Origin of the sequence: Rhizobium sp. BK008 (assembly GCF_014197345.1) — a bacterium.
In the GTDB taxonomy this organism is placed as follows: Bacteria; Pseudomonadota; Alphaproteobacteria; order Rhizobiales; family Rhizobiaceae; genus Rhizobium; species Rhizobium anhuiense.
This window is the reverse complement of the sequence record NZ_JACIFK010000011.1, coordinates 98724-120621: the sequence shown is the minus strand read 5'-3', so window position 1 is coordinate 120621 and position 21898 is coordinate 98724. Positions and strand designations below refer to the sequence as shown.

The 21898-nt window shown below is 62.7% G+C and carries 23 protein-coding genes; 21 read left to right on the top strand and 2 right to left on the bottom strand.

Going from position 1 to position 21898, the window contains the following annotated elements; genetic code table 11:
* Positions 1–101: 101 nt before the first annotated feature.
* The 3 genes from FHT69_RS31015 to FHT69_RS31005 are packed head-to-tail and all read left to right on the top strand — an operon-like array spanning position 102 to position 3386.
* Positions 102–1889 carry an ABC transporter ATP-binding protein gene (locus FHT69_RS31015; RefSeq protein ID WP_047617422.1) on the top strand — a complete coding sequence of 596 codons (1788 nt, stop codon included), beginning with the start codon at positions 102–104 and terminating at the stop codon, positions 1887–1889.
* Between the two features lie 15 nt (positions 1890–1904).
* The gene (dapB, locus tag FHT69_RS31010) at positions 1905–2729 is read left to right on the top strand and encodes a 4-hydroxy-tetrahydrodipicolinate reductase (RefSeq protein ID WP_097544468.1); all 825 of its coding nucleotides are present in this window, start codon (positions 1905–1907) and stop codon (positions 2727–2729) included.
* 21 nt (positions 2730–2750) lie between these two features.
* On the top strand, positions 2751–3386 hold the full coding sequence (locus FHT69_RS31005) for a 2,3-bisphosphoglycerate-dependent phosphoglycerate mutase (RefSeq protein ID WP_063473516.1): 636 nt from the start codon (positions 2751–2753) through the stop codon (positions 3384–3386).
* Between the two features lie 56 nt (positions 3387–3442).
* Here the strand turns inward: FHT69_RS31005 and phnF are convergent, their stop codons facing one another.
* Positions 3443–4180: a phosphonate metabolism transcriptional regulator PhnF gene (gene phnF / locus FHT69_RS31000; protein WP_097544469.1), complete on the bottom strand. Its 738-nt coding sequence runs from the start codon at positions 4178–4180 to the stop codon at positions 3443–3445.
* Positions 4181–4292: 112 nt separating this feature from the next.
* Between phnF and phnG the strand changes: the two genes are divergently transcribed.
* The 15 genes from phnG to FHT69_RS30925 all read left to right on the top strand — a co-directional run bounded on the left by phnG (position 4293) and on the right by FHT69_RS30925 (position 16909).
* Complete coding sequence (gene phnG, locus FHT69_RS30995; RefSeq protein ID WP_097544470.1) at positions 4293–4769, top strand: phosphonate C-P lyase system protein PhnG; 477 nt, start codon at positions 4293–4295, stop codon at positions 4767–4769.
* Positions 4769–5377, top strand: a complete 609-nt coding sequence (gene phnH, locus FHT69_RS30990) for a phosphonate C-P lyase system protein PhnH (RefSeq protein ID WP_047617419.1) — start codon at positions 4769–4771, stop codon at positions 5375–5377. The genes phnG and phnH overlap by 1 nt, the downstream gene beginning before the upstream one ends.
* Positions 5378–5381: 4 nt before the next feature.
* The gene (locus tag FHT69_RS30985; RefSeq protein WP_063473518.1) at positions 5382–6488 is read left to right on the top strand and encodes a carbon-phosphorus lyase complex subunit PhnI; all 1107 of its coding nucleotides are present in this window, start codon (positions 5382–5384) and stop codon (positions 6486–6488) included.
* Positions 6485–7360 carry an alpha-D-ribose 1-methylphosphonate 5-phosphate C-P-lyase PhnJ gene (locus FHT69_RS30980; protein ID WP_028758164.1) on the top strand — a complete coding sequence of 292 codons (876 nt, stop codon included), beginning with the start codon at positions 6485–6487 and terminating at the stop codon, positions 7358–7360. The genes FHT69_RS30985 and FHT69_RS30980 overlap by 4 nt, the downstream gene beginning before the upstream one ends.
* A complete protein-coding gene (gene phnK / locus FHT69_RS30975; RefSeq protein WP_028756929.1) occupies positions 7357–8133 on the top strand; it encodes a phosphonate C-P lyase system protein PhnK in 777 nt (258 codons plus the stop codon). The genes FHT69_RS30980 and phnK overlap by 4 nt, the downstream gene beginning before the upstream one ends.
* A gap of 26 nt (positions 8134–8159) precedes the next feature.
* Positions 8160–8867 (top strand): phosphonate C-P lyase system protein PhnL, encoded by a 708-nt coding sequence (gene phnL / locus FHT69_RS30970; protein ID WP_028756930.1) that lies wholly within the window; start codon positions 8160–8162, stop codon positions 8865–8867.
* The gene (locus FHT69_RS30965; protein WP_183906395.1) at positions 8864–9481 is read left to right on the top strand and encodes a DapH/DapD/GlmU-related protein; all 618 of its coding nucleotides are present in this window, start codon (positions 8864–8866) and stop codon (positions 9479–9481) included. Before phnL ends, FHT69_RS30965 begins: the two co-directional genes overlap by 4 nt.
* Positions 9482–9598: 117 nt before the next feature.
* Positions 9599–10444 (top strand): phosphonate ABC transporter ATP-binding protein, encoded by an 846-nt coding sequence (gene phnC / locus FHT69_RS30960; protein ID WP_049813432.1) that lies wholly within the window; start codon positions 9599–9601, stop codon positions 10442–10444.
* An 87-nt stretch (positions 10445–10531) separates the two neighbouring features.
* Positions 10532–11437, top strand: a complete 906-nt coding sequence (gene phnD, locus FHT69_RS30955; protein WP_028756932.1) for a phosphonate ABC transporter substrate-binding protein — start codon at positions 10532–10534, stop codon at positions 11435–11437.
* 59 nt (positions 11438–11496) lie between these two features.
* Complete coding sequence (gene phnE / locus FHT69_RS30950; RefSeq protein ID WP_047617408.1) at positions 11497–12456, top strand: phosphonate ABC transporter, permease protein PhnE; 960 nt, start codon at positions 11497–11499, stop codon at positions 12454–12456.
* Positions 12457–12463: 7 nt separating this feature from the next.
* Positions 12464–13807: a phosphonate ABC transporter, permease protein PhnE gene (gene phnE, locus FHT69_RS30945; RefSeq protein ID WP_168334081.1), complete on the top strand. Its 1344-nt coding sequence runs from the start codon at positions 12464–12466 to the stop codon at positions 13805–13807.
* 141 nt (positions 13808–13948) lie between these two features.
* Positions 13949–14644, top strand: coding sequence for a DUF1045 domain-containing protein (locus FHT69_RS30940; RefSeq protein WP_168334080.1), 696 nt, complete (start codon positions 13949–13951; stop codon positions 14642–14644).
* 13 nt (positions 14645–14657) lie between these two features.
* Complete coding sequence (locus FHT69_RS30935; protein WP_028756293.1) at positions 14658–15797, top strand: alpha-D-ribose 1-methylphosphonate 5-triphosphate diphosphatase; 1140 nt, start codon at positions 14658–14660, stop codon at positions 15795–15797.
* Positions 15797–16390: a phosphonate metabolism protein/1,5-bisphosphokinase (PRPP-forming) PhnN gene (gene phnN, locus FHT69_RS30930; protein ID WP_179869531.1), complete on the top strand. Its 594-nt coding sequence runs from the start codon at positions 15797–15799 to the stop codon at positions 16388–16390. Before FHT69_RS30935 ends, phnN begins: the two co-directional genes overlap by 1 nt.
* Before the next feature lie 15 nt (positions 16391–16405).
* Positions 16406–16909, top strand: a complete 504-nt coding sequence (locus tag FHT69_RS30925; RefSeq protein WP_028756295.1) for a GrpB family protein — start codon at positions 16406–16408, stop codon at positions 16907–16909.
* 171 nt (positions 16910–17080) lie between these two features.
* Here the strand turns inward: FHT69_RS30925 and FHT69_RS30920 are convergent, their stop codons facing one another.
* Positions 17081–18190 carry a LysR substrate-binding domain-containing protein gene (locus FHT69_RS30920; protein ID WP_244604852.1) on the bottom strand — a complete coding sequence of 370 codons (1110 nt, stop codon included), beginning with the start codon at positions 18188–18190 and terminating at the stop codon, positions 17081–17083.
* 307 nt (positions 18191–18497) lie between these two features.
* Here FHT69_RS30920 and FHT69_RS30915 point away from each other — a divergent pair, with 307 nt between their 5' ends.
* The 3 genes from FHT69_RS30915 (at position 18498) to FHT69_RS30905 (ending at position 21897) form a co-directional block, all read left to right on the top strand.
* Entirely contained in the window at positions 18498–19547 is a 1050-nt protein-coding gene (locus tag FHT69_RS30915) for an ABC transporter substrate-binding protein (RefSeq protein WP_028755694.1), read from the top strand.
* Between the two features lie 110 nt (positions 19548–19657).
* Positions 19658–20731 (top strand): ABC transporter ATP-binding protein, encoded by a 1074-nt coding sequence (locus FHT69_RS30910; RefSeq protein ID WP_028755693.1) that lies wholly within the window; start codon positions 19658–19660, stop codon positions 20729–20731.
* Positions 20728–21897: an ABC transporter permease gene (locus FHT69_RS30905; RefSeq protein ID WP_183906394.1), complete on the top strand. Its 1170-nt coding sequence runs from the start codon at positions 20728–20730 to the stop codon at positions 21895–21897. Before FHT69_RS30910 ends, FHT69_RS30905 begins: the two co-directional genes overlap by 4 nt.
* The last annotated feature ends 1 nt before the right edge of the window (position 21898 follow it).

Below are 21898 nucleotides of genomic sequence, written 5' to 3'. Positions count from 1 at the left end.
GCGCGGCGCTCTAGCCAAACCGGTCCCAACTCTTTATAGACCCCGGCAAAAGTGCGCGTCGCCTTCGCGGGGCGCTTGGTCCGAGACAGGAAACCTCATTTTTGGAAGCGGCGGAAAGCAGAGCGCAGAGCGTCAGCAGCGATACCGTAACCGGCATCCTGAAACGCATCATTGCTGAAAACGGCCGCGACCATCTCTGGGGTTATGTCTTTGCGATCGTCTGTCTCATCGTGGTAGCGCTTTCGACCGCGTTTACCGCCTGGATCATGCGGGCGATCATCGACGAGGCCTTCGCCAACCGCCGCGCCGACGTCGTCTGGATCATCTGTCTTTCTATCTTCATCGCCTTCGTGCTGCGCGGTTTTGCGAGCTACGGCCAGGCGGTGGCGCTTTCCAAGGTCGGCAACAATATCGTCGCGCGTTACCAGCGCCGGCTCTATTCGCATCTGATGACGCTTTCGGTCGGCTTCTTTAGCGAGGCGCGCTCTGCCCATATCGCCGCGCAGGTGAGCCAGAACGTCAGCGGTATCCGCGACGTGCTCAACCTGACGATCACCTCGACAGTGCGCGACCTGCTGACCTTCATCTCGCTGCTCGGCGTGATGATCCTGCAGGATCCGCTGCTCAGCCTTGCCGTATTCATCATGGCGCCGCCGCTGCTGTATGCCCTACGCTATGTGTCCAAGCGGCTGCGCTCGGCCACCCGCGAGGCCGTGCATTTGAACAGCCACGTTCTCGGCGCCATGCAGGAGACGATCCAGGGCATCGCCATCGTGAAGGCCTTCACGATGGAGGACGAACTGGAGCGCAAGGTCAACAAACTCATCGAGGGCGCCGAAAGCCGGGCGAACCGGATTGCCCGGCTTTCCGAACGCACGTCTCCGCTGACGGAAAGCTTCGCGGGCTTTGCCGTCGCCAGCGTGCTTGCCTACGCCGCCTACCGTTCGATCTACTTCAATGTGCCGCCCGGCGCCTTCTTCTCCTTCGTCACCGCGCTGCTGCTTGCCTATGACCCGGCCCGCCGGCTTGCGCGCCTGCAGGTGCAGATGGAGCGTGCCGTCGTCAATGCGCGGATGATCTACGAATTGCTCGACATGGAACCGCGCCAGCGCGACCTGCCGGATGCCCAGCCGCTGACGGTGACGCAGGCGAGGATCGAATTCCGCAATGTGTCCTTCGCCTACGGCAATGAGAGCGTGCTCAGCGGGGTGAGCTTCATTGCCGAGGGTGGCGCGACCACAGCACTGGTCGGCCCATCGGGCGCCGGCAAATCCACCGTCATCAGCCTCATTCCGCGCTTCTACGATCCGCGCGAGGGAGAAATCCTGATCGACGGCCAGGACATCGCCCACATCACCAAGAAGTCGCTGCGCCAGCAGCTCGCCTATGTCTCGCAGCAGCCCTACCTGTTTGAAGGCACGATCCGCGACAATATCCGCTACGGTCGGCCGGAAGCGACCGATGCCGAGGTGGAAGAGGCGGCGCGGCTTGCCTATGCGCATGATTTCATTTCGGCGCAACCGCAGGGTTACGAGACGCCGGTCGGCGAAAACGGCGTGACGCTATCGGGCGGCCAGCGCCAGCGGCTGTCGATTGCGCGCGCCCTGGTGCGCAATGCGCCGATCCTGCTTCTCGACGAGGCGACCTCCGCCCTCGACACCGAATCCGAGGCGGCCGTGCAGAAGGCGCTCGACGAAGCGATGACCGGACGCACCGTCGTCGTCATCGCCCATCGGCTTTCGACCGTGGTGCGCGCCAACAAGATCGTCGTCATGCAGCAGGGCCGCGTCGTCGAGGAAGGCAATCACGAGACGCTTGCGAAGGTCAGCGACGGTCTTTACGCTCGCCTCAACAATCTGCAGAGGCCTTCGGCCTCCGATTCAAACTGACCTGGTGAGACTGAGATGAACGATGCTGCGATGAAACTGGTGGTGGTTGGCGCAGCAGGGCGCATGGGCCAGACGCTGATCCGGCTCATCCATTCGATCGAGGGCGTGAGGCTGCACGCCGCAGTCGAGCGCGTCGGCTCGCCCTTCGTCGGCAAGGATGCCGGCGAGATCGCCGGTCTCGGCCCGACAGGCGTCATCATCGGCGACGATCCGCTCAATGCCTTTCTCGATGCCGAAGGCGTGCTCGACTTCACCTCGCCTGCCGCAACAGTGGAATTCTCGGGCCTCGCCGCACAGGCGCGCATCGTTCATGTCATCGGCACGACGGGCTGTTCAGCCGACGACAATACCAGGATCGCCGCAGCCGCTCGCCATGCCCGCATCGTCAAATCGGGCAATATGAGCCTCGGGGTCAATCTGCTCAGCGTGCTCGCAGAGCAGGCAGCGCGGGCGCTCGACCCGGCCGACTGGGATATTGAGATCCTGGAAATGCACCACAAGCACAAGGTGGATGCGCCCTCAGGCACCGCCCTTCTCTTCGGTGAGGCGGCGGCCAAGGGGCGCGGCATCGATCTCGCCTCGAAATCGGTCCGGGTGCGCGACGGCCATACCGGTGCCCGCGAGGTAGGCACGATCGGCTTTGCGACGCTGCGCGGCGGCTCCGTCATCGGCGAGCATTCCGTGCTTTTTGCCGGCGAAGGCGAAATCGTCACCTTGTCGCACAGTGCGGCCGACCGGTCGATTTTCGCGCGCGGCGCCATCAAGGCAGCGCTTTGGGCGCGCGACAAGAAGCCGGGTCTCTATTCCATGCTCGACGTGCTCGGGCTTTCTTCCTCATAACGATACTACGGAGGCATATTCATGAGCGGTACCCTCGTCCTCGTTCGCCATGGCCAGAGTGACTGGAACCTGAAGAATCTCTTCACCGGCTGGAAGGATCCCGATCTGACCGAGCTCGGCATCCAGGAAGCCAAAACAGGCGGTGAAGCGCTCGCCGAATACGGGATCAAATTCGACATCGCCTACACCTCGGCGCTGGTGCGCGCGCAGCACACGCTGAAGCTCATCCTCGACAAGGTCGGCCAGCCCGATCTCCAGACGATCCGCGACCAGGCGCTGAACGAGCGCGACTATGGCGATCTCTCCGGCCTCAACAAGGACGATGCCCGCGCCAAATGGGGCGAGGAACAGGTGCATATCTGGCGCCGTTCCTATGACGTGCCGCCGCCCGGCGGCGAAAGCCTGCGCGACACCGGCGCCCGCGTCTGGCCCTATTACCTCACAGAAATCCTGCCGCGCGTGCTCAGGGGCGAAAAGGTGCTGGTCGCCGCACACGGCAATTCGCTGCGTTCGCTTGTCATGGTGCTCGATAAGCTGAGCAAAGAAGGCGTGCTCGCGCTCAACCTCGCGACCGGCGTTCCGATAGTCTACACGCTGAAGGCGGATTCCACCGTCGCCTCCAAGGAAGTGCTCGGCGACATGTCCGGCGCACACTGAATTCGGTACGGCGTGCCGCCGAAACAGGTCGGCACGCCTTTCCTCAATTTCCGGCCTCAGTTCTCGATCGTGAACTGCACCCGGTCGGCCGCAAAGCGGCTGATCGAATATTGCACCGGGACACCCTCAAGATCGGTATTCATCGCCTTGGTGATCAGCAGGATCGCGCCGGGGGTGAGTTCGAGGTCGGCCATGTCGGCGGCACCTGCATGCGCGGCCGTCACTTCGGTGGTCGCGCGGACATAATCCGACAGGCCGAGTTCGGCGAAAGCCTTGGTGATCGATTCCCCCCTCCGATAGGCCGCACCGATACCGGCGAAGCGCTCGGCGGGAAACCAGCTCGTTGCCCTTGAAACCGGCCGCTTGTCCGCCTGACGCAAGGTTTCCAGGCGGATCACCTGGTCTCCCGGTTTCAGGTGCAGCCAACGGGCGATCTCGGCACTCGCTTCTTCCCTCGCCTCATCAAGCAGAAGGCCGCGCATCTCACGCGCCTGGTCGCCGATACCGGCGCTGAAGCGCGTGCGCTTGGTGATCGGGAAATTCAGACGCTCCTTGCGCTCGATCAGCGTGCCGCGGCCTTGTACCGCACGCACGATTCCTTCCTGCGCCAGTGCGGCAAGCGCGCTGCGCACCGTATGCCGGTTGACGCCGAATTGCAGCGCCAGGACAGTTTCCGGCGGCACCATACCCGTTTCATCATAGGCTCCGCTGCTGATCGCCTCGCGAATCCGATCGGCGATCTGACGCCAGAGCGCCACGCCGGTCTGTCTTTGCACCTGCTTCAATCCCGCCATTCCGCCCCGCCATTTACACTCACGATGTCACACGCTTGTCACGACATCGATTTAAGCGTAATTGTATCTTGTATGGTTGTCTATATCAATAGACATTTGAAGGGAAGCGGCGATGATCTCAGCGGACAGAAACGACGCTGCGTCACAGACGGCATCCGGGCGCAAACGCGCCGCCGATCTGCTGGCGCGGGCGGAACGCAGCGAACTTCAGGCGGTCTGGGACGCATTGCCGGAAAAGCCCGTAGCACATCAGGTGCGCGGACCTGAGACCGGGCTGGTGATGGTGCGCGGACGCATCGGCGGCGGCGGCGCTCCCTTCAATCTTGGCGAGGTGACGGTGACGCGGGCCACGGTCCGGCTCGATTCCGGCGCGGTCGGCCATGCCCAGGCGCTCGGCACCGACCGTAAAAAGGCCCGGTTGGCGGCGATCTTCGACGCGCTCTGGCAGGAAGACGCGACCATGGATTTCGTCGAACAGGCGCTGCTTTTGCCGATCACTGAGCGGATCGCCGATGCCGAACGCCGCAAGGCGGACGAGACGGCGGCCACCCGCGTCGATTTCTTCACCATGGTGCGGGGAGACAACTGATGGGTTTGAAGACAGAAGCTCTCACCGGCGGCTTTGCCGAGCCGGTCTTCCACGCCCAGAGCGTCTTCAAGATGCTGATGGACGGCATGGCCCGCCCCGGCGCGATCCAGACCGTTCAGCCCGATGCCGCGCCGCCGACGCCACTCGGCATCGCCGCCGGCGCGATCGCGCTGACGCTTTGCGACCACGACACGCCGGTCTGGCTTTCGCAGGGACTGGCGAAATCCGCCGTGCCGGAATGGCTTGGCTTCCACGCCGGCGCGCCGTTGACCACCGAAAAGGCCGAGGCGCGCTTTGCCTTCACCGAGGCCGGCATCGCCCTATCCTCCTTCGGCCTGTTTGCCTCCGGCACGCAGGAATATCCCGACCGCTCGACGACCGTCGTCATCGAGCTCGCCGAACTCGAAGGCGGCCGCAGGCTGGCGCTGATGGGTCCGGGCATTCAGAGCATGACGGAGATCGCCCCCGTTGGTCTGCCGGAGACCTTCCTGCGGCTCTGGACCGAGAACCGCGCGCTCTTTCCGCGCGGCATCGACATCGTGCTGACGGCGGGCAAACGTTTCCTCTGCCTGCCGCGCACCACCAAGATCACAGCAACGGAGATCTGAGCTCATGTATGTTGCCGTCAAGGGTGGCGAGGCCGCCATCGCCAATGCCCACCGGCTGCTCGCCGACCGCCGCCGCGGCGACCGTTCGCTGCCGGCGATCGGCATCGACCAGATCGTGGCGCAACTGGCGCTCGCCGTCGACCGCGTCATGGCCGAGGCCTCGCTTTTCGACCGCACGCTCGCAGCGCTCGCCGTGCGCCAATCGCGCGGCGATATGATCGAAGCGATCTTCCTGCTGCGCGCCTACCGTACGACGCTGCCGCGTTTTGGCTATTCCGAGCCGCTCGACACGGCTGATATGACGATCGAGCGCCGCATATCGGCGACCTACAAGGATCTGCCGGGCGGCCAGCTTCTAGGACCTACCTTCGACTATACCCACCGCCTGCTCGATCCCTCGCTGCTTTCGGACGAGGCGATCGAAGAGCCCGCGCTGCGCCCAGCCGAGACCGGCCGCGTCATGCGCGTCTCCGAAATCCTCGGCGAGGAGGGCCTGATCGAGGCCGACGGCGACATGCCTGAAGATCACGAGATCGGCGACCTGACTCGCGAGCCGATGGAATTCCCGATGACCCGCGATCTGCGCCTGCAGGCGCTTGCCCGCGGCGACGAGGGCTTCCTGCTGGCGCTCGGTTATTCCACCCAGCGCGGCTATGGCCGCAACCACCCCTTCACCGGCGAAATCCGCATCGGCGATGTCGAGGTGGAATTCGACGTGCCGGAACTCGGTTTCGCCGTCTCGCTTGGCGTAATCCAGGTCACCGAATGCCAGATGGTCAACCAGTTCAAGGGTTCGGCTAAGGCGCCGCCGCAATTCACCCGCGGCTACGGCCTGGTCTTCGGCCAGAGCGAACGCAAGGCGATGGCGATGTCGCTGGTCGACCGGGCGCTGCGCGCCGAAGAGCTCGGCGAGGATATCACCGCGCCGGCCCAAGACGAGGAATTCGTCATTTCGCATTCCGACAACGTCCAGGCGACGGGCTTCGTCGAGCATCTGAAGCTTCCGCATTATGTGGACTTCCAGGCTGAACTCGATCTCGTCCGCCGCATGCGCCGCGAATTCGAAGCCGCCCGCAACGGCGGCGAAGACATGAAGGAAGCCGCCGAATGAGCGATCTGGCCAGCTACAACTTCGCCTATCTCGACGAACAGACCAAGCGGATGATCCGCCGCGCCATCCTGAAGGCGATCGCCATTCCCGGCTATCAGGTGCCCTTCGCCTCGCGCGAAATGCCGATGCCCTATGGCTGGGGCACCGGCGGCGTGCAGGTGACGGCCTCGATCATCGGACCGGATGACGTGCTGAAGGTCATCGACCAGGGTGCCGACGACACGACCAACGCCGTGTCCATCCGCGCCTTCTTCCAGAAGGTCGCCAATGTCGCGGTGACGACCCATACCAAGGATGCGACGATCATCCAGACGCGCCACCGCATTCCGGAAGAAAAGCTCGCTGCCGGGCAGGTGCTGGTCTACCAGGTGCCGATCCCCGAGCCGCTGCGTTTCCTCGAACCGCGCGAGACCGAAACCCGCAAGATGCACGCGCTCGAAGAATACGGGCTCATGCATGTGAAACTCTATGAGGACATCGCCCATAATGGCCGGATCTCACGGACCTACGCCTATCCGGTGAAGGTCCACGGCCGCTATGTCATGGATCCCTCGCCGACGCCGAAATTCGACAATCCGAAGATGCACATGTCGGATGCGCTGCAGCTCTTCGGCGCCGGGCGCGAGAAGCGCATCTATGCGGTTCCGCCCTATACCGACGTCGTCAGCCTGGATTTCGAGGATTATCCCTTCGATATCCAGCGCTTCGACAAGCCCTGCGCCCTTTGCGGCGCCGAGGATGTCTATCTCGACGAAGTGGTTCTCGACGACAAGGGCGGGCGCATGTTCGTCTGCTCCGACACCGATCATTGCGAAGACCGCCGGGCGCAGGGACATGCCGGCGAGATGCTGGCCCGGGAGGCTGCAGAATGAGCGATATTCCGCTTCTCAAAGTCCATGACGTTTCGAAATTCTACGGCAACCGCATCGGCTGCCGCGACGTCTCCTTCGAGCTCTGGCCCGGCGAAGTGCTCGCCATCGTCGGCGAGTCCGGCTCCGGCAAGACGACGCTGCTCAACTGCCTCTCCACCCGGCTGCTGCCGAGCACCGGCAGCGTCGAGTATCACATGCGCGACGGCAGCTACCGTGATCTCTACCGGATGAACGAGGCCGAGCGGCGCTTCCTGATGCGGACCGACTGGGGCTTCGTGCACCAGAATCCGGCCGACGGCCTGCGCATGACGGTCTCGGCCGGCGCCAATGTCGGCGAGCGGCTGATGGCGATCGGCGACCGCCACTATGGCAAGATCCGCGCCTCGGCGATCGACTGGCTCGAGCGCGTCGAGATCGACGCCGATCGCATCGACGACCAGCCACGCGCTTTTTCCGGCGGCATGCGCCAGCGACTGCAGATCGCCCGCAACCTCGTCACCGGCCCCCGCCTCGTCTTCATGGACGAACCGACGGGCGGCCTCGACGTCTCGGTGCAGGCGCGCCTGCTCGATCTCGTGCGCGGCCTCGTCAACGATCTCGGTCTCTCGGCCATCATCGTCACCCATGATCTCGCCGTCGCCCGCCTGTTGTCGCACCGGATGATGGTGATGAAGGACGGCTACGTCATCGAGCACGGACTCACCGACCGCGTGCTCGACGATCCGCGCGAACCCTATACGCAGCTGCTCGTCTCCTCGATCCTGCAGGTCTGAGCTCCGAAACCAAGGAAGAAGAAATCATGGCAACGCCCCTCGTCGTTTCCGAAGTCTCGAAGAGCTTCACCATGCATCTGCGCGACGGCATCAGGCTGCCGGTCGTCTCCGATGTCGCCTTCTCGGTCGCGTCTGGCGAATGCGTCGTGCTCGGCGGCCCGTCGGGTATCGGCAAGAGCTCGCTGCTCAAGATGATCTACGGCAATTATGCCGTCGACACCGGCCAGATTCTCATCCGCCACGACGGCCGCATCGTCGATCTCGCCGCCACCGATCCGCGCACCGTGCTCAAGGTGCGGCGCCATACGCTCGGCTATGTCAGCCAGTTCCTGCGCACCGTGCCGCGCGTCGCGGCGATCGACGTGGTTGCCGAGCCGCTGGTGGCGCGCGGCGAGGACGCCGGCACGGCACGGGAAAAGGCCGGCGCTCTGCTGGCCAGGCTCAACCTGCCGGAAGCCCTCTGGCAGCTTCCGCCCGCCACCTTCTCCGGCGGCGAGCAGCAGCGCGTCAACATCGCCCGCGGCTTCATCACCGAACACACGATCCTGCTTCTCGACGAACCGACAGCCTCGCTCGATGCCAGGAACCGTGCCGTCGTCGTTGGCATGATCGCGGAAAAGAAGAAGGCGGGTGTCGCCCTTCTCGGCATCTTCCACGACGAGGAAGTGCGCGAGGCGGTCGCCGACCGGATCCTCGACGTCCAGCAGTTCTCACCGAGAAAGATCGCCGCATGAGCCGCAAGCTTGGTATCGAACCCTACTTTCATGAGACGGCATCCATCAGCGATTCCACCTTCGGGCGGTATACGGAGGTCTCCGAACGGTGCCGCATCAGCGAGGCTACGTTCGGCGATTATTCCTACATCATGCAGGACGGCTCCGTCTGGTGCGCGACGATCGGCAAGTTCGTCAATATCGCCGCCGCCGTGCGCATCAACGCCACCAACCATCCGACCTGGCGGGCGACGCTGCATCATTTCACCTATCGCGCCGCCGACTACTGGCCGGACGGCGACATGGAGACCGACTTCTTCGCCTGGCGCCGTGCAAACCGGGTGACGATCGGCCACGACGTCTGGATCGGCCACGGTGCGACCATCCTGCCGGGTGTGACCGTCGGCAACGGTGCGGTGATCGGGGCCGGCGCCGTCGTGTCGAAGGATGTTGCGCCCTACACGATCGTCGGCGGCGTGCCGGCCAAGCTCATCCGCGAACGCTTTCCGAAAGAGGTCGGCGAACGGATGGACAGCCTTGCCTGGTGGGACTGGGACCACGATCGGCTGCGTCTGGCGCTAGCCGATTTTCGCAACCTGAGCGCGGAAGATTTCCTGTCCCGCTACGGCGGCTAAACCCCCGATATAGGGGCGGAGAATTGTGACAGGACTTACACAAATGTGACACGCGAGGTTCATCAAGCGGGACTAATGCGATGCTGACCAAGGCCTGGATCGCAAGGGAAGAGCATGATGTTCGAGCTGAAGAATGTCACACGTCGTTTCGGAAAAAAGCTCGCCGTCGATTCCGTCACGCTCGCCATTCCCCAGGGCCAGATGGTCGGCATCATCGGCCGCTCCGGCGCCGGCAAGTCGACGCTGCTGCGCATGATCAACCGCCTTCAGGAGCCGAGCTCCGGCACCATTCATTTCGCCGGCGTCGCGGTCTCCGGGCTTCGCGGCCGGGCGCTGCGCAACTGGCAGCGCGACTGCGCGATGATCTTCCAGCAGTTCAACCTGGTGCCGCGCCTCGACGTTCTGACCAATGTCATGCTCGGCCGTCTCAACCACCGCTCGACGCTGATGAGCCTGCTCAACATCTTCACCCGTGAGGAACGTGTGCATGCCATCGCCGCGCTCGAACGCCTCGGCATCGAGCAGACGGCGCTGCAGGCAGCCGGCACGCTTTCCGGCGGCCAGCAGCAGCGCGTGGCAATCGCCCGGGCGCTGATGCAGAACCCGAAGATGGTTCTCGCCGACGAGCCGATCGCCTCGCTCGATCCGCTGAACGCCAAGATCGTCATGGATGCGCTGCGCGATATCAACGAGCGCGAAGGCATCACCGTCATCACCAATCTCCACACGCTCGATACCGCCCGCAGCTATTGTGAGCGCATCGTCGGCATGGCCGGCGGCCGCGTCGTCTTCGACGGCAAGCCCTCGGAGCTCACCGCCGAGGCGGTGAAGGAAATCTACGGGACGGACAAGGACGGCGCCGGGATCGACGAAACGGTGACCTCGACATCCATCAATATCGCCCCCGAGCGGGCAGACAATCAATCCGCCGGCACCCAACCGTTGGCGCTGGCCGGTCTCTGAGAGAGGCGGCCGCGATCGAGCGCCCGCGTCAAGGGCACACTTCTTCGTAACGGGAAGACCGGGGATACCGGTCAATAGGAGAGACATATGTTGAAGAAAGCACTCTTTGCAGCAACGGCGCTCTTCGCGCTCGCCGGCGCTGCCCATGCTGTCGACCTCAAGGAATTCCGCATCGGCATCCTCGGCGGCGAAAACGAAACCGACCGCCTGCGCAATTATGCCTGCCTTGCCGACCACCTGAAGCAGGAATTCGGCTTCGAGAAGGTTTCGCTTTTCCCGGCCGCCGATTATGACGGCGTGATCCAGGGCCTGCTCGGCGGCACGCTCGACTTCGCCGAACTCGGCGCCTCCGGCTATGCCGCCGTCTACATCAAGGATCCGAAGGCTGTCACGCCGATCCTGACGACGCAGCAGAAGGACGGCTCGACGGGCTACTACTCGATCGGCCTCGCCCTGAAGTCCTCCGGCATCAAGTCCATCAAGGACGCCAAGGGCAAGAAGCTCGGCTATGCCGATCCGGATTCCACCTCGGGCTACCTCGTTCCGCTGACGCAGATCCCGAAGGACACCGGCATGCCGAACGACAAGTTCTTCGCCTCGACCCAGTTCAACGGCGGCCATGAGAACAACCTGCTTGCTGCCTATGACGGCAAGGTCGACATCGCCGTCGACGACTCGTCGGGCATCGGCGATTTCAAGGACGGCTACACCTCCGGCACCTTCCGCAAGGAAGTCGACAAGGGCGCCGTCGATCCGAACAAGCTGGTCGAAGTCTGGCGTTCGCCGCTGATCCCGAACGGCCCGCTCGTCGTTCGCAACGCTCTCGGTCAGGAGTGGCAGACGAAGCTTGCAGCCTTCTTCACGGCTCTGCCGGCCAAGGATCACAAGTGCTTTACCGCCGTCGAAGGCGGCGACTACCAGGGCTACTCGCCCGTCAAGCACGACTTCTACAACGCTGTCGTTGAAGTCCGCAAAGCTGCCATCGGCGGCTGATCGGATCCTTGAATGCGGGCGGCCGGGAACGGCCGCCCTTGTAACCGGACGAGGCCTTGATGACCATTGCCGACACACAGCCGCAGATGCAGAGCACCAAGGACATCGGCACCGCCTGGGACCGCATGGTCGCCAAACGGCGCTTCTACACCATCCTCGGCCTGGTCATTCTGATTGCGGCTTTCGTCAGCTCCGTCCGTTTCGCTGACGAGAGCAACGCCGGCCATTTCTTCGACCGCCTGCCGCATCTCTTCGACTTCCTGAGCTGGCTCATCCCCAAGGATTGGCATGATGTCTGGCGGGCATTGTTCGACATTGCGAGCGTCAACGACAAGGGCGGCGAGGAATTCAATTTCGACAAGGGCCGCGTCTACGTCTGGGGCGCCTTCTACATTCCCGAATATTTCGAACTGATGATCGTCACCATCAACGTGGCGCTGATCTCGACGATCATCGGTTTCGTCTTCGCCGTTCCCTTGAGCTTCTTTGCTGCCCGCAACCTGACGAATTCATGGCCGCTGCGCATCTTCTCCAAGCGGCTGATGGAGTTCCTGCGCGCCTTCCCCGAGATCGTCATTGCCGGGCTGTTTTCGGCGATCCTGTCGATCGGACCGGTCGCCGCCATCATTGCCATCAGCCTGCACACGGTCGGCGCACTCGGCAAACTTTTCTACGAAGTGGCCGAGAATATCGACATGAAGCCCGATGAGGGCATGAAAGCCGTCGGCGCCAACTGGTGGGAGCGCGTACGCTTCGCCGCCCTGCCGCAGGTGCTGCCGAATTTCACCTCCTACGCGCTCTTACGCCTCGAGATCAACGTGCGCGCCTCGACCATCATCGGCGCCGTCGGCGGCGGCGGCATCGGCGAGGAGCTGAAGCTTTCGATCTCGCGGGGATTCGGCGCCAAGACGATGGCGCTCGTCCTCCTGCTGTTCGTGACGATCGTCGCCGTCGACCAGTTCTCCGCCTGGCTGCGCCGCCGCCTTGTCGGCGAGCACGCCTTCCTCCTGCAACATTGAGGCCGCCATGACGGTGATCGACGCAAACCGCATGCACGAGATAGAGACGCGCTATCCGGAATATTTCCATCGCTCGTTCCGCCAGCGTTTCGGTGGGCTGATGATCCTTATGGCGACGCTGCTCTACGGCCTCTACGCCGCCTGGTTCTTCGACCTGTCCAAGCTCTTTGCCGAAGCGCATTGGGAGCGCGTCGGCATCTATCTCAGCCAATGGGTGAGCTACGACGTCCAGCCGGAACTCCGCATTCAGGACGACGGCTCGATCGAGGTGCGTTATCCGCGTTTCTCGCCGCTCGGCGACAATCCGCATCCGGATTGGCTGGTCAACAATCCCGACGGCAGCATCAGCGTTTCGATCAGCGGCACCAGCCGCAGCGTCACTGTCTCGAAGAGCGAGACGATCGTCACCGCGCATGGCGTCAGCGTCCCGATTGAGCTTTCCAGCGGTGCGCCGAAAGTCGTCGGACCGGTGCCCGGCTGGATGACGGTCTATGACGACAACGTGCTGGCCGATCTCGGCTTTGCCGGCAATGTCAGCATATCCGTCGACCGGGTGAAGATCCGCAAGCGTTTCATCGGCTGGGCGAATTTCATCTTCGACACGCAATCCTCCTTCTTCGACAAGCCGGTCGGCGAAGTCGTCAGCCTCATCGTCTCCGGTCCGCGCATCAAGCCCGACCAGTCCAACCTGTCGCTCGCCTTCGACGATATCTGGAACAACAGCGAATGGCAGCACGGCGACGTCTGGACGAAGCTTTTCCAGACGATCGTCATGGCGTTCCTCGGAACGCTGCTCGGCTCGCTTACCGCCTTTCCGCTCGCCTTCATGGCAGCGCGCAACATCACGCCGAACCGGCTGCTGAACCAGATCCTGAAACGCTTCTTCGATTTCCTGCGCTCGGTCGACATGCTGATCTGGGCGTTGTTCCTGACGCGCGCTTTCGGCCCCGGCCCGCTTGCCGGCAGCGGCGCGATCTTCCTCACCGAGACCGGCACGCTCGGCAAGCTCTATTCCGAAGGATTGGAGAATATCGACAACAAGCCGCGGGAGGGCATCAAATCGACCGGCGCTCAGACGGTGCTCGTTCATCGTTACGGCATTATGCCGCAGATCGTTCCGGTCATCGTCAGCCAGACGCTCTACCAGTGGGAATCAAACGTGCGCGGCGCGACCATCATCGGCGCTGTCGGCGCCGGCGGCATCGGCCTCAAACTCTGGGAGGCCATGCGCACCAACGCCAACTGGGAAAATGTCGCCTATATGGTCATCCTGATCCTGATCGTCGTCTTCCTTTTCGACACGGCCTCGAACGCGCTGCGCCACCGGCTGATGGGCACAAAAACCCACTGATCCACCCATCAAAGGCGGCGGCGGCGCTGCCGCCATCATCATTCTGTCACGGAAATCTTTTAGCCGGAGCCTGCTTGCGGTTCGCCGCCAAATCACTGCACATTGCGCTCCCCCGTTTCGAAGATCCCCAGGATAAAAGCCTTGCGCTACGCTCTCTATTTCTCGCCGCCGAAGGATCATCCCCTGACCGGCGCGGCCTCGCTCTGGCTCGGCCGCGACGCTTTCACGGGCGAGACCTATCCGGCACCGGACCATGAGCGACTGGGTGCGGCAGAGCAGTTCGAGCTGACCACCGACCCGCGCCGCTACGGCTTTCACGCCACGATCAAGGCGCCGTTTTCGCTCGCTGCCTCCGTCACCGAGAAGGATCTCCTGGGGGTTGCCGAGGATTTTGCCCAGCGCACGCCAGCCTTCGAGATTCCGGAACTCGTGCTCGGCCAGCTCGGCCGTTTTTTTGCCCTCGTTCCCGGTTCTCTTCATCAACCTCTTCAGGATTTCGCCGCGAAGGTGGTAAGGTCGTTCGAACCGTTCCGTGCCGCGCTTTCCGAGGCCGATATGGCGCGGCGCAACCCGGATAAGCTCAGCGACAGCCAGCGCGCCCATCTGCAGCGCTGGGGTTATCCCTACGTCATGGAGGATTTCGGCTTTCACATGACGCTGACCGGCCAGGTGCCCGAAGCGCGCGCCGCGGTTATGAAAGCGATTCTGACCGAGCGTTTTGCCGATTTCACCGGCCGTCCGCTTCCAATTTCCGGCCTTGCCGTCTTCACCGAGGAGACGCGCGGTGCCCCGTTCAAAGTTCATTCCTGGCTGCCGCTTGCCGGCGCCAAACGCTGAAAGACCTGACGAGATGAGCAAAGAGACCGTGTTTTCCAATGCCCGCATCGTTCTCGAGGATGACATCCTCTCAGGATCGATCCTCATTCGCGACGGCAAGATCGCCGATATCTCCGAGGGCAGCTCGGTAGCCGGCGAAGATTTCGAAGGCGACTACGTCATTCCCGGCCTCGTCGAGCTGCACACCGATCATCTCGAAGGCCATTATCAGCCGCGTCCCGGCATACGCTGGAACAAGACCGCCGCAGTCCAGGCGCACGACGCCCAGATCGTCACCTCGGGCATCACCACGGTGTTCGACTGCCTGCGCATGGGTGCGGATGAGGACGGCGGCTTCGAACATGGCGAGATGCGTGAGATGGCCGATGCCATCCAGTCGGCGGAGAAGGAGGGCAGGCTGCGCGCCGAGCACCTGCTCCACCTGCGCTGCGAGGTCTCGGCCGACAATGTGCTCGAACATTTCGCCGATTTCGAAAACGACCGGCATGTGCGGCTCGTTTCGCTGATGGATCATGCGCCCGGCCAGCGTCAGTTCCAGACGATGGACCAATATATCTTCTACTACCAGAAGAAGCGCGGCCTGAGCGACGAGGCCTTCGCCCGTTTCGTCGCCAAGCGCCAGGCGGAATCGGCCCGCAATTCGACGCCGCACCGCAACGCCATCGCCAAGGTCTGCGCCGAGCGCGGCATCACCGTGGCAAGCCATGACGACGCCACACTCTCCCACGTCGACGAGGCGATCGACAACGGCGTGCGCCTGGCCGAATTCCCGACCAGCTTCGATGCCGCCCGGGCATCGCACGGACATGGCATGAGCGTGCTGATGGGGGCGCCGAACATCGTGCGCGGCAAATCCCACTCCGGCAACATCGCTGCCCGCGATCTTGCCGAAATGGGCGTACTCGACGTGCTTTCCTCCGATTACGTGCCGCTCAGCCTGCTGCATGCACCCTTCATTCTCGCCGACGAGGTGGAGAGCATCACGCTCCCGAAGGCGATCGCCATGGTGACGTCGACGCCTGCCCGCACCGTCAGCCTTGACGATCGCGGCCGGATCGCGACGGGACTGCGCGCCGATCTCGTCCGCGTCCACCGCGCGCATGGCGTGCCGGTGACACGCTCCGTCTGGCGCCAAGGACGCCGTGTCGCATGATGCCGCACGAACCCCATCCCGGAGCCGGAGCCGAGCGCGGCATCATGGTCGTCGTCGTCGGGCCGAGCGGCGCCGGCAAGGATACCCTGATGAACCTTGCCGCCCGGCATTTCACCGGCCGCACCGACGTTCATTTCACCCGCCGCGTCATCACCCGTCACCGTGACGCCGGCGGCGAGGATCATCTGTCCATCTCCCTCGAAGGCTTCGCCGCCATGGAGCAATCAGGCTCCTTTGCCGTCTGGTGGGAGGCGCACGGCCTGAAATATGGGATTCCCGCCGAGGTTTCGGTGGCGCTGTCCAGAGGCCATGTCGTCGTCGCCAACGGCTCGCGCTCGGCGCTTCACCGTTTCCAGGCCGCCTTCCCGCGGCTGAAGGTCATCAACGTCACCGCCCGCCCGGAAGTGCTCGTCGGCCGGCTGGAGGCGCGCGGACGCGAGACGCATGAGGATATCATGGCCCGACTCGCCCGCGGACCGCTGACGGTGCGCGGCGAATATGACGTGACGGAACTCGACAATAGCGGCTCGCTCGAAGAGGCCAAGCAGAAGATGATCACGATCCTCGAGGGATTGCTGGCGGAGACGCACTGACGGGAGAGGCAGGGCATGCGCGCCATCAGAGTGGTCGACTACGATCCTTCCTGGCCGCGGCTCTTTGCCGAAATCAGCGCCGAGGTCTCCATCCTGCTCGGCGACCTCGTGCTTTCCACCGATCATATCGGCAGTACGTCCGTGCCCGGCCTGGCGGCCAAGCCGAAGATCGACCTCGATGCCGTCGTGATATCCGACGACGTCCTGCTGGTGGCGATCGAGGCCGTGCGCGCTGCGAATTTCGTCTTCCACGGCGATACCGGTGAACAACGATGGGCCTTCACGCGCGATTGTGAAGGTTATGGCTTCAAGCTCTATCTTTGCGGACCCGATAATCGCGCACATCGAGAGCGCATTCTGTTTCGCGATTATCTCAGGGATCACCCGGAGCGAGCCAAAGCCTATGCCGATCTGAAACGTAGGCTGGCCGCGGAGGCAGACGGCGATTGGGGCCTTTACACCGGCGGAAAGACCACGTTTGTTCGCGAGACGCTGCGACCGGCAAGCTTGAGGCTGTGAAATTGAGCTGCGCCCCTATCTTCAAAGCGTGTCCGGCCCTCTCCTGGAGCGATTCCGTTTTTCTTCTAATCACGGAATTGCTCTATCTCTTTTGTTTTCACGCAATTCCCGGCAAAAGCGTTTCACGCTTTGCCTGGCAAAATCGCTGCACACTTTTGCTGGATTGCTCTTTCACCCCGGCCGGCTGGTTTCATCAGAGGCGTGACCGCCCATGGTTTCACCGATTGACTGTTGCATCCATGCGCGGAAACGCGCCAATGTCACCTCATTCCAGCGCTCTCGCGATCCGACGAAGTAATAGCCTCCAAGCCGGACATCCGTTCCGAGCAATTCGACGAGCCGCCCGGCACGCAGGTCGTCTGCAGCGATCAAACGCGTGGCAAGGGCTATTCCTTGGCCTGCGACAGCCGCGTCGACCGTCAGATTGGCCGACCACAGCCGTGGACCATTCAAAATTACTTCATGCTCGAAGCCAGCCTTGCGAAACCATTGCCGCCATTGATCGCGGCTTTCCTCGTGGATCAACGGTTGGCGCACCAGATCGTCGAGGGTGCGTATTGGCGCATTCCTGCTGATCCATTCGGGGCTTGTGACCGGAAACATGCGAGGCCTTTCCAGCAGGATCCAACGGACATTCCCTCTTGGCTCCTCCGAGTAGCGGATGTCGACATCGGCCTCATAGCGCGTGAAATCCGGTTCGAGATCGGTCGCGCGCATCACGAAATCGATCCCGGGCAAGGCAAGCTGGAGCTGATTGAAGCGCGGTGTCAGCCAACGCGTTGCGAGGCCGGGCACGCACCAGATGCGCAAGACAGTGCGGTTGACTGCTGGGCGCAATTCCGCCGTCGATTTGGCAATGAGGTCGAAAGCCGTTCCCACGGTCTCGGCAAAAACCCTGCCTTCCGCCGTCAGCCTGATGCCGCGCGGTCCGGCATCGACAAGCCGCGTGCCAAGCCAGGCTTCGAGGTTACGGACGTGGCGGGATATGACGGTATGGCTGAGATTGAGATCGTCCGCGGCCCTGCGCATTGAGCCCAGCCGGCTGACCGCCTCGAAGGCGCGCACCATGGATAACGGCGGTAAACGTCCGCGTTTCTGAGCACCTTCCGGTTCATCTGCTAACGATTTCCCTCTGCGCAATCCCGTCCCCCAAAGGAAAACCAAAATCGGAATGCCGTGTACACATCCATATGCCATAGGCTTCGGAACTTGGGTGTAACGAAGAGTGGTGCACGGTGGTGCATATGGTGCACCACTAACCTGTCGATTGGCAATTGCCATATCCGACCTTTTCATAGGCGAGTCGTGTCGAATTTGCCGGCGGGTGCAACGCCTGGCCGGAAACACCGGTTGGGAGTGGTGCATCGACGTGTCCACCGAGGGCAACAAAAAGCGCCTTTCCGCCCCTTGGGACATACGCCAGCATTGTTCGCAGCAAAACCGTCCGCCTGTTGGAGATGACACACGGCAAGCCCGTTGAAGCCGGCCTTGCCTACCCCACGGACGCGGCCGGCGATCGCCACCGATCCCGAAGATCGTGGTTGTCAACCAAGCATCGGGCAGATGCTCAACAAACAGGGGAAAGCGAATGAAACTCAAGAACACGTCGACGATTGCAGCTCTGGGATTGCTGTCACTGGCGGTTGCTACGGGGCCGAGCGTGGCCAGGGACCTCACCATAGCTTCCTGGGGCGGCAACTTTCAGGATGCTCAACGAAAGATTTTTTTCCAACCCTTCGCCGAGGATACCGGAAAGCCTCTGCTCGATGAGGCCTGGGATGGCGGCATCGGTGTCCTTCAGGCGAAGGTCAAGGCTGGCAATCCTTCCTGGGATGCGGTGGAGGTCGAGGCGGATGAGCTTGCGCTCGGCTGTGCCGACGGTCTTTTTGAAAAGGTGGACTGGAGCAAGCTCGGCGGCAAGGATGCATTCCTCCCTTCCGCCGTAAGCGATTGCGGCGTCGGCTCCATCGTCTGGTCGACTGCGATCGCCTATGACGGCGCAAAGATTGCCAAGGGCCCGGAATCCTGGGCCGACTTCTGGGACGTGAAGAAATTCCCCGGCAAGCGCGCCCTGCGCAAGGGGCCGAAATACACACTCGAATCCGCGCTGATGGCCGATGGCGTGCCGGCCGATAAGGTTTACGAGGTCCTGGCGACGCCGGAAGGCATCGACCGTGCTTTTGCCAAGCTCGACGCATTGAAGCCGAGCCTGGTCTGGTGGACCTCGGGCGCCCAGCCACTGCAACTGCTTGCCTCCGGCGAGGTTGCCATGACCAGCGCGTATAACGGCCGCATCACCGGCATCAACCGCTCGGAAGGCAGGAAGTTCAAGGTTGTCTGGCCGGGCAGCATCTACGCCGTCGACAGTTGGGTCGTCCTGAAGGGCGCTGAAAACAAGGATGCGGCCTTTGACTTTGTTGCCTTCGCTAGCAAGTCGGAAAATCAGGCAAAGCTGCCGCAATATATCGCCTACGGCCTCACGAACACCGAAGCCGGCAAGACCCTGCCGCCCGATCAACTGGCCGACCTGCCGACGACCCCGGCCAACATGCAGGGAGCCGTCAGCCTTGATACGGACTTCTGGATCGACAATTCGGAAGCGCTGACCAAAAGATTTGACGCCTGGCTGGCACAGTAGCGGCACGATATCGCCCCCACGGATCGCTCCTGCCGAGGATCCATGGGGGCTTCCGCCTATCCTCGTCACTTCGTCTCCTTGAGAACAGACAATCCGAACGGAGGGCCGCCGTGGCTACGCCGCGCATACGCTTTGAAAGAGTCTCCAAATCCTTTGGCACGCTTCAGGTCGTCAAAGACCTGTCGCTCGACATCGAGAGGGGCGAATTCGTCAGCCTTCTCGGACCGTCGGGTTCCGGCAAGACAACCTTGCTGATGATGGCGGCGGGTTTCGAAAACCCCACCGGTGGCAGCATCTTTCTCGACGGCCGCCGTATCGACCATCTGCCACCGTATCGGCGCGAAATGGGCGTCGTCTTCCAGAACTATGCGCTCTTTCCGCATATGTCGGTTGCCGACAACATCGCCTTTCCGCTGAAGATGCGCGGTATCGGACGCAGCGAGATCGAAGGTCGAGTAAAACGGGCGCTCGACATGGTGCAACTGTCTGCAATGAGCAACCGAAAGCCGGCCCAGCTTTCCGGTGGTCAGCAGCAGCGTGTGGCACTTGCCCGCGCTCTGGTGTTCGAGCCGGCCGTTGTGCTGATGGACGAGCCGCTGGGGGCGCTTGACAAACAGTTGCGGGAACAGATGCAACTCGACATCCGCGCGCTGCACAAGCGGCTGGAGCTGACCGTGGTGTTCGTGACCCACGATCAGGCCGAGGCGCTTACCATGTCCGATCGGATTGCAGTCTTCAATCATGGGAACATCGAGCAGATCGGCTCGCCGCGCGATATTTATGATCGCCCGCAAACGCGCGTCGTCGCCGAATTCATCGGCGAAACCAATCTGATAGAAGGAACGGTGACGGCGACGGGAAAAACCGGGGCCTCGGTCGAGCTCGCCGATGGGCGGCATCTGATCGTATCGGGCAGCGGCTCCCTCTCCGTCGGAACCCGCGTCCATATTTCGGTCCGTCCTGAGCGGATTTCTCTTGCGGCCCGCGGGACTGGGTCTGCGACGAATGCCTTGCCGACGAAAATACTCGACAGCGTGTACCAGGGCGATCACCTGCGGGTGCAGCTTGACCACGATGCCTTCCGCTTCATAGTCCGGACCGACAGGCGATCGGCGGAGTGGGCAGCGGGCGCCGATGTGGTGGCTCATTTCGCACCGGACGATTGTTGGGTGATTGCGGCATGAGTCCGTTCCGTCAAAGCATCGGCACCTTCGCTCTTGTCCTTCCTCTTACTCTGTTCCTGGGTGTCTTCTTCATCTGGCCACTTCTGACGGTGCTTGAGCAGGCGGTGTCCGATCCGGTCGTCAGCCAAAACCTGCCCCGGACGACGGCCGCGATCTCCGCCTGGAACCGTAATTCCGAGTCCTCCGACGAGATGCAGATTGCGCTTGTCGAAGACCTGAAATCGATCGACGACGATCAGAATCTGGGCGAGGTGGTTCGAAGACTTAACAGCGCCCAGCCGGGCTTCCGCACGCTGATGCGAAAGACCGTCGCCGCCGCGGAAGGCAGCGCCGAACCGACAAAACTTGGAGAGGTGGACTCACGATGGAACGATCCCTCGTTCTGGCGGGCCATTGCCGAGGCGACCTATCCTTATACCGATCGCAATCTCCTAGCCGCAGTCGATCTTCAGCATGACGCATCGGGAGCGATCGTGGCGATGCCGGCCGGGGAGTCGGCCAATCAGGCGATTCTTCTCAGAACATTCACTGTGGCTGCTGTCGTGACCGTGGCAACATGCCTCATCGGCCTGCCATATGCGATGCTGATCGCAGCCTCCAGCGGCTGGCGGCGACAGCTCCTCCTTGTCGCGGTGCTCCTGCCGCTATGGACGTCGTTGCTGGTGCGCACCGCGGCTTGGTACATCCTCCTGCAGGACAAGGGACTTATCAATTCCTTCCTCATGTCGCTCGGCCTCTTCAGCGACCCGTTGCCGCTTCTCTTCAACCGAACGGGCGTCATTATCGCCATGACGCATGTTCTGCTGCCCTTCATGGTCCTGCCGATCTACAGTGTCCTCATCGCAATCCCCCGAAATCTCATGCCGGCGGCAGCCTCTCTCGGCGCGCGGCCGATCCGGGCCTTCCTGCAAATCCTGTTGCCTCTGACATTGCGCGGTATCGCTTCCGGTGGACTGCTCGTCTTCATGGCAGCCCTCGGTTACTACATCACGCCGGCGCTCATCGGCGGGCCCAAAGACCAGATGATCAGTTCGGTGATTGCCTTCTATGCCACCGGCTCCGCCAATTGGGGGATGGCCGGCGCGCTCGGCATCGTGCTGCTCGCCGCGACCATCGTGTTCTACGGCGTCTATGGCCGGCTCTCAACGAAGACGGCAGGTGCCTGAC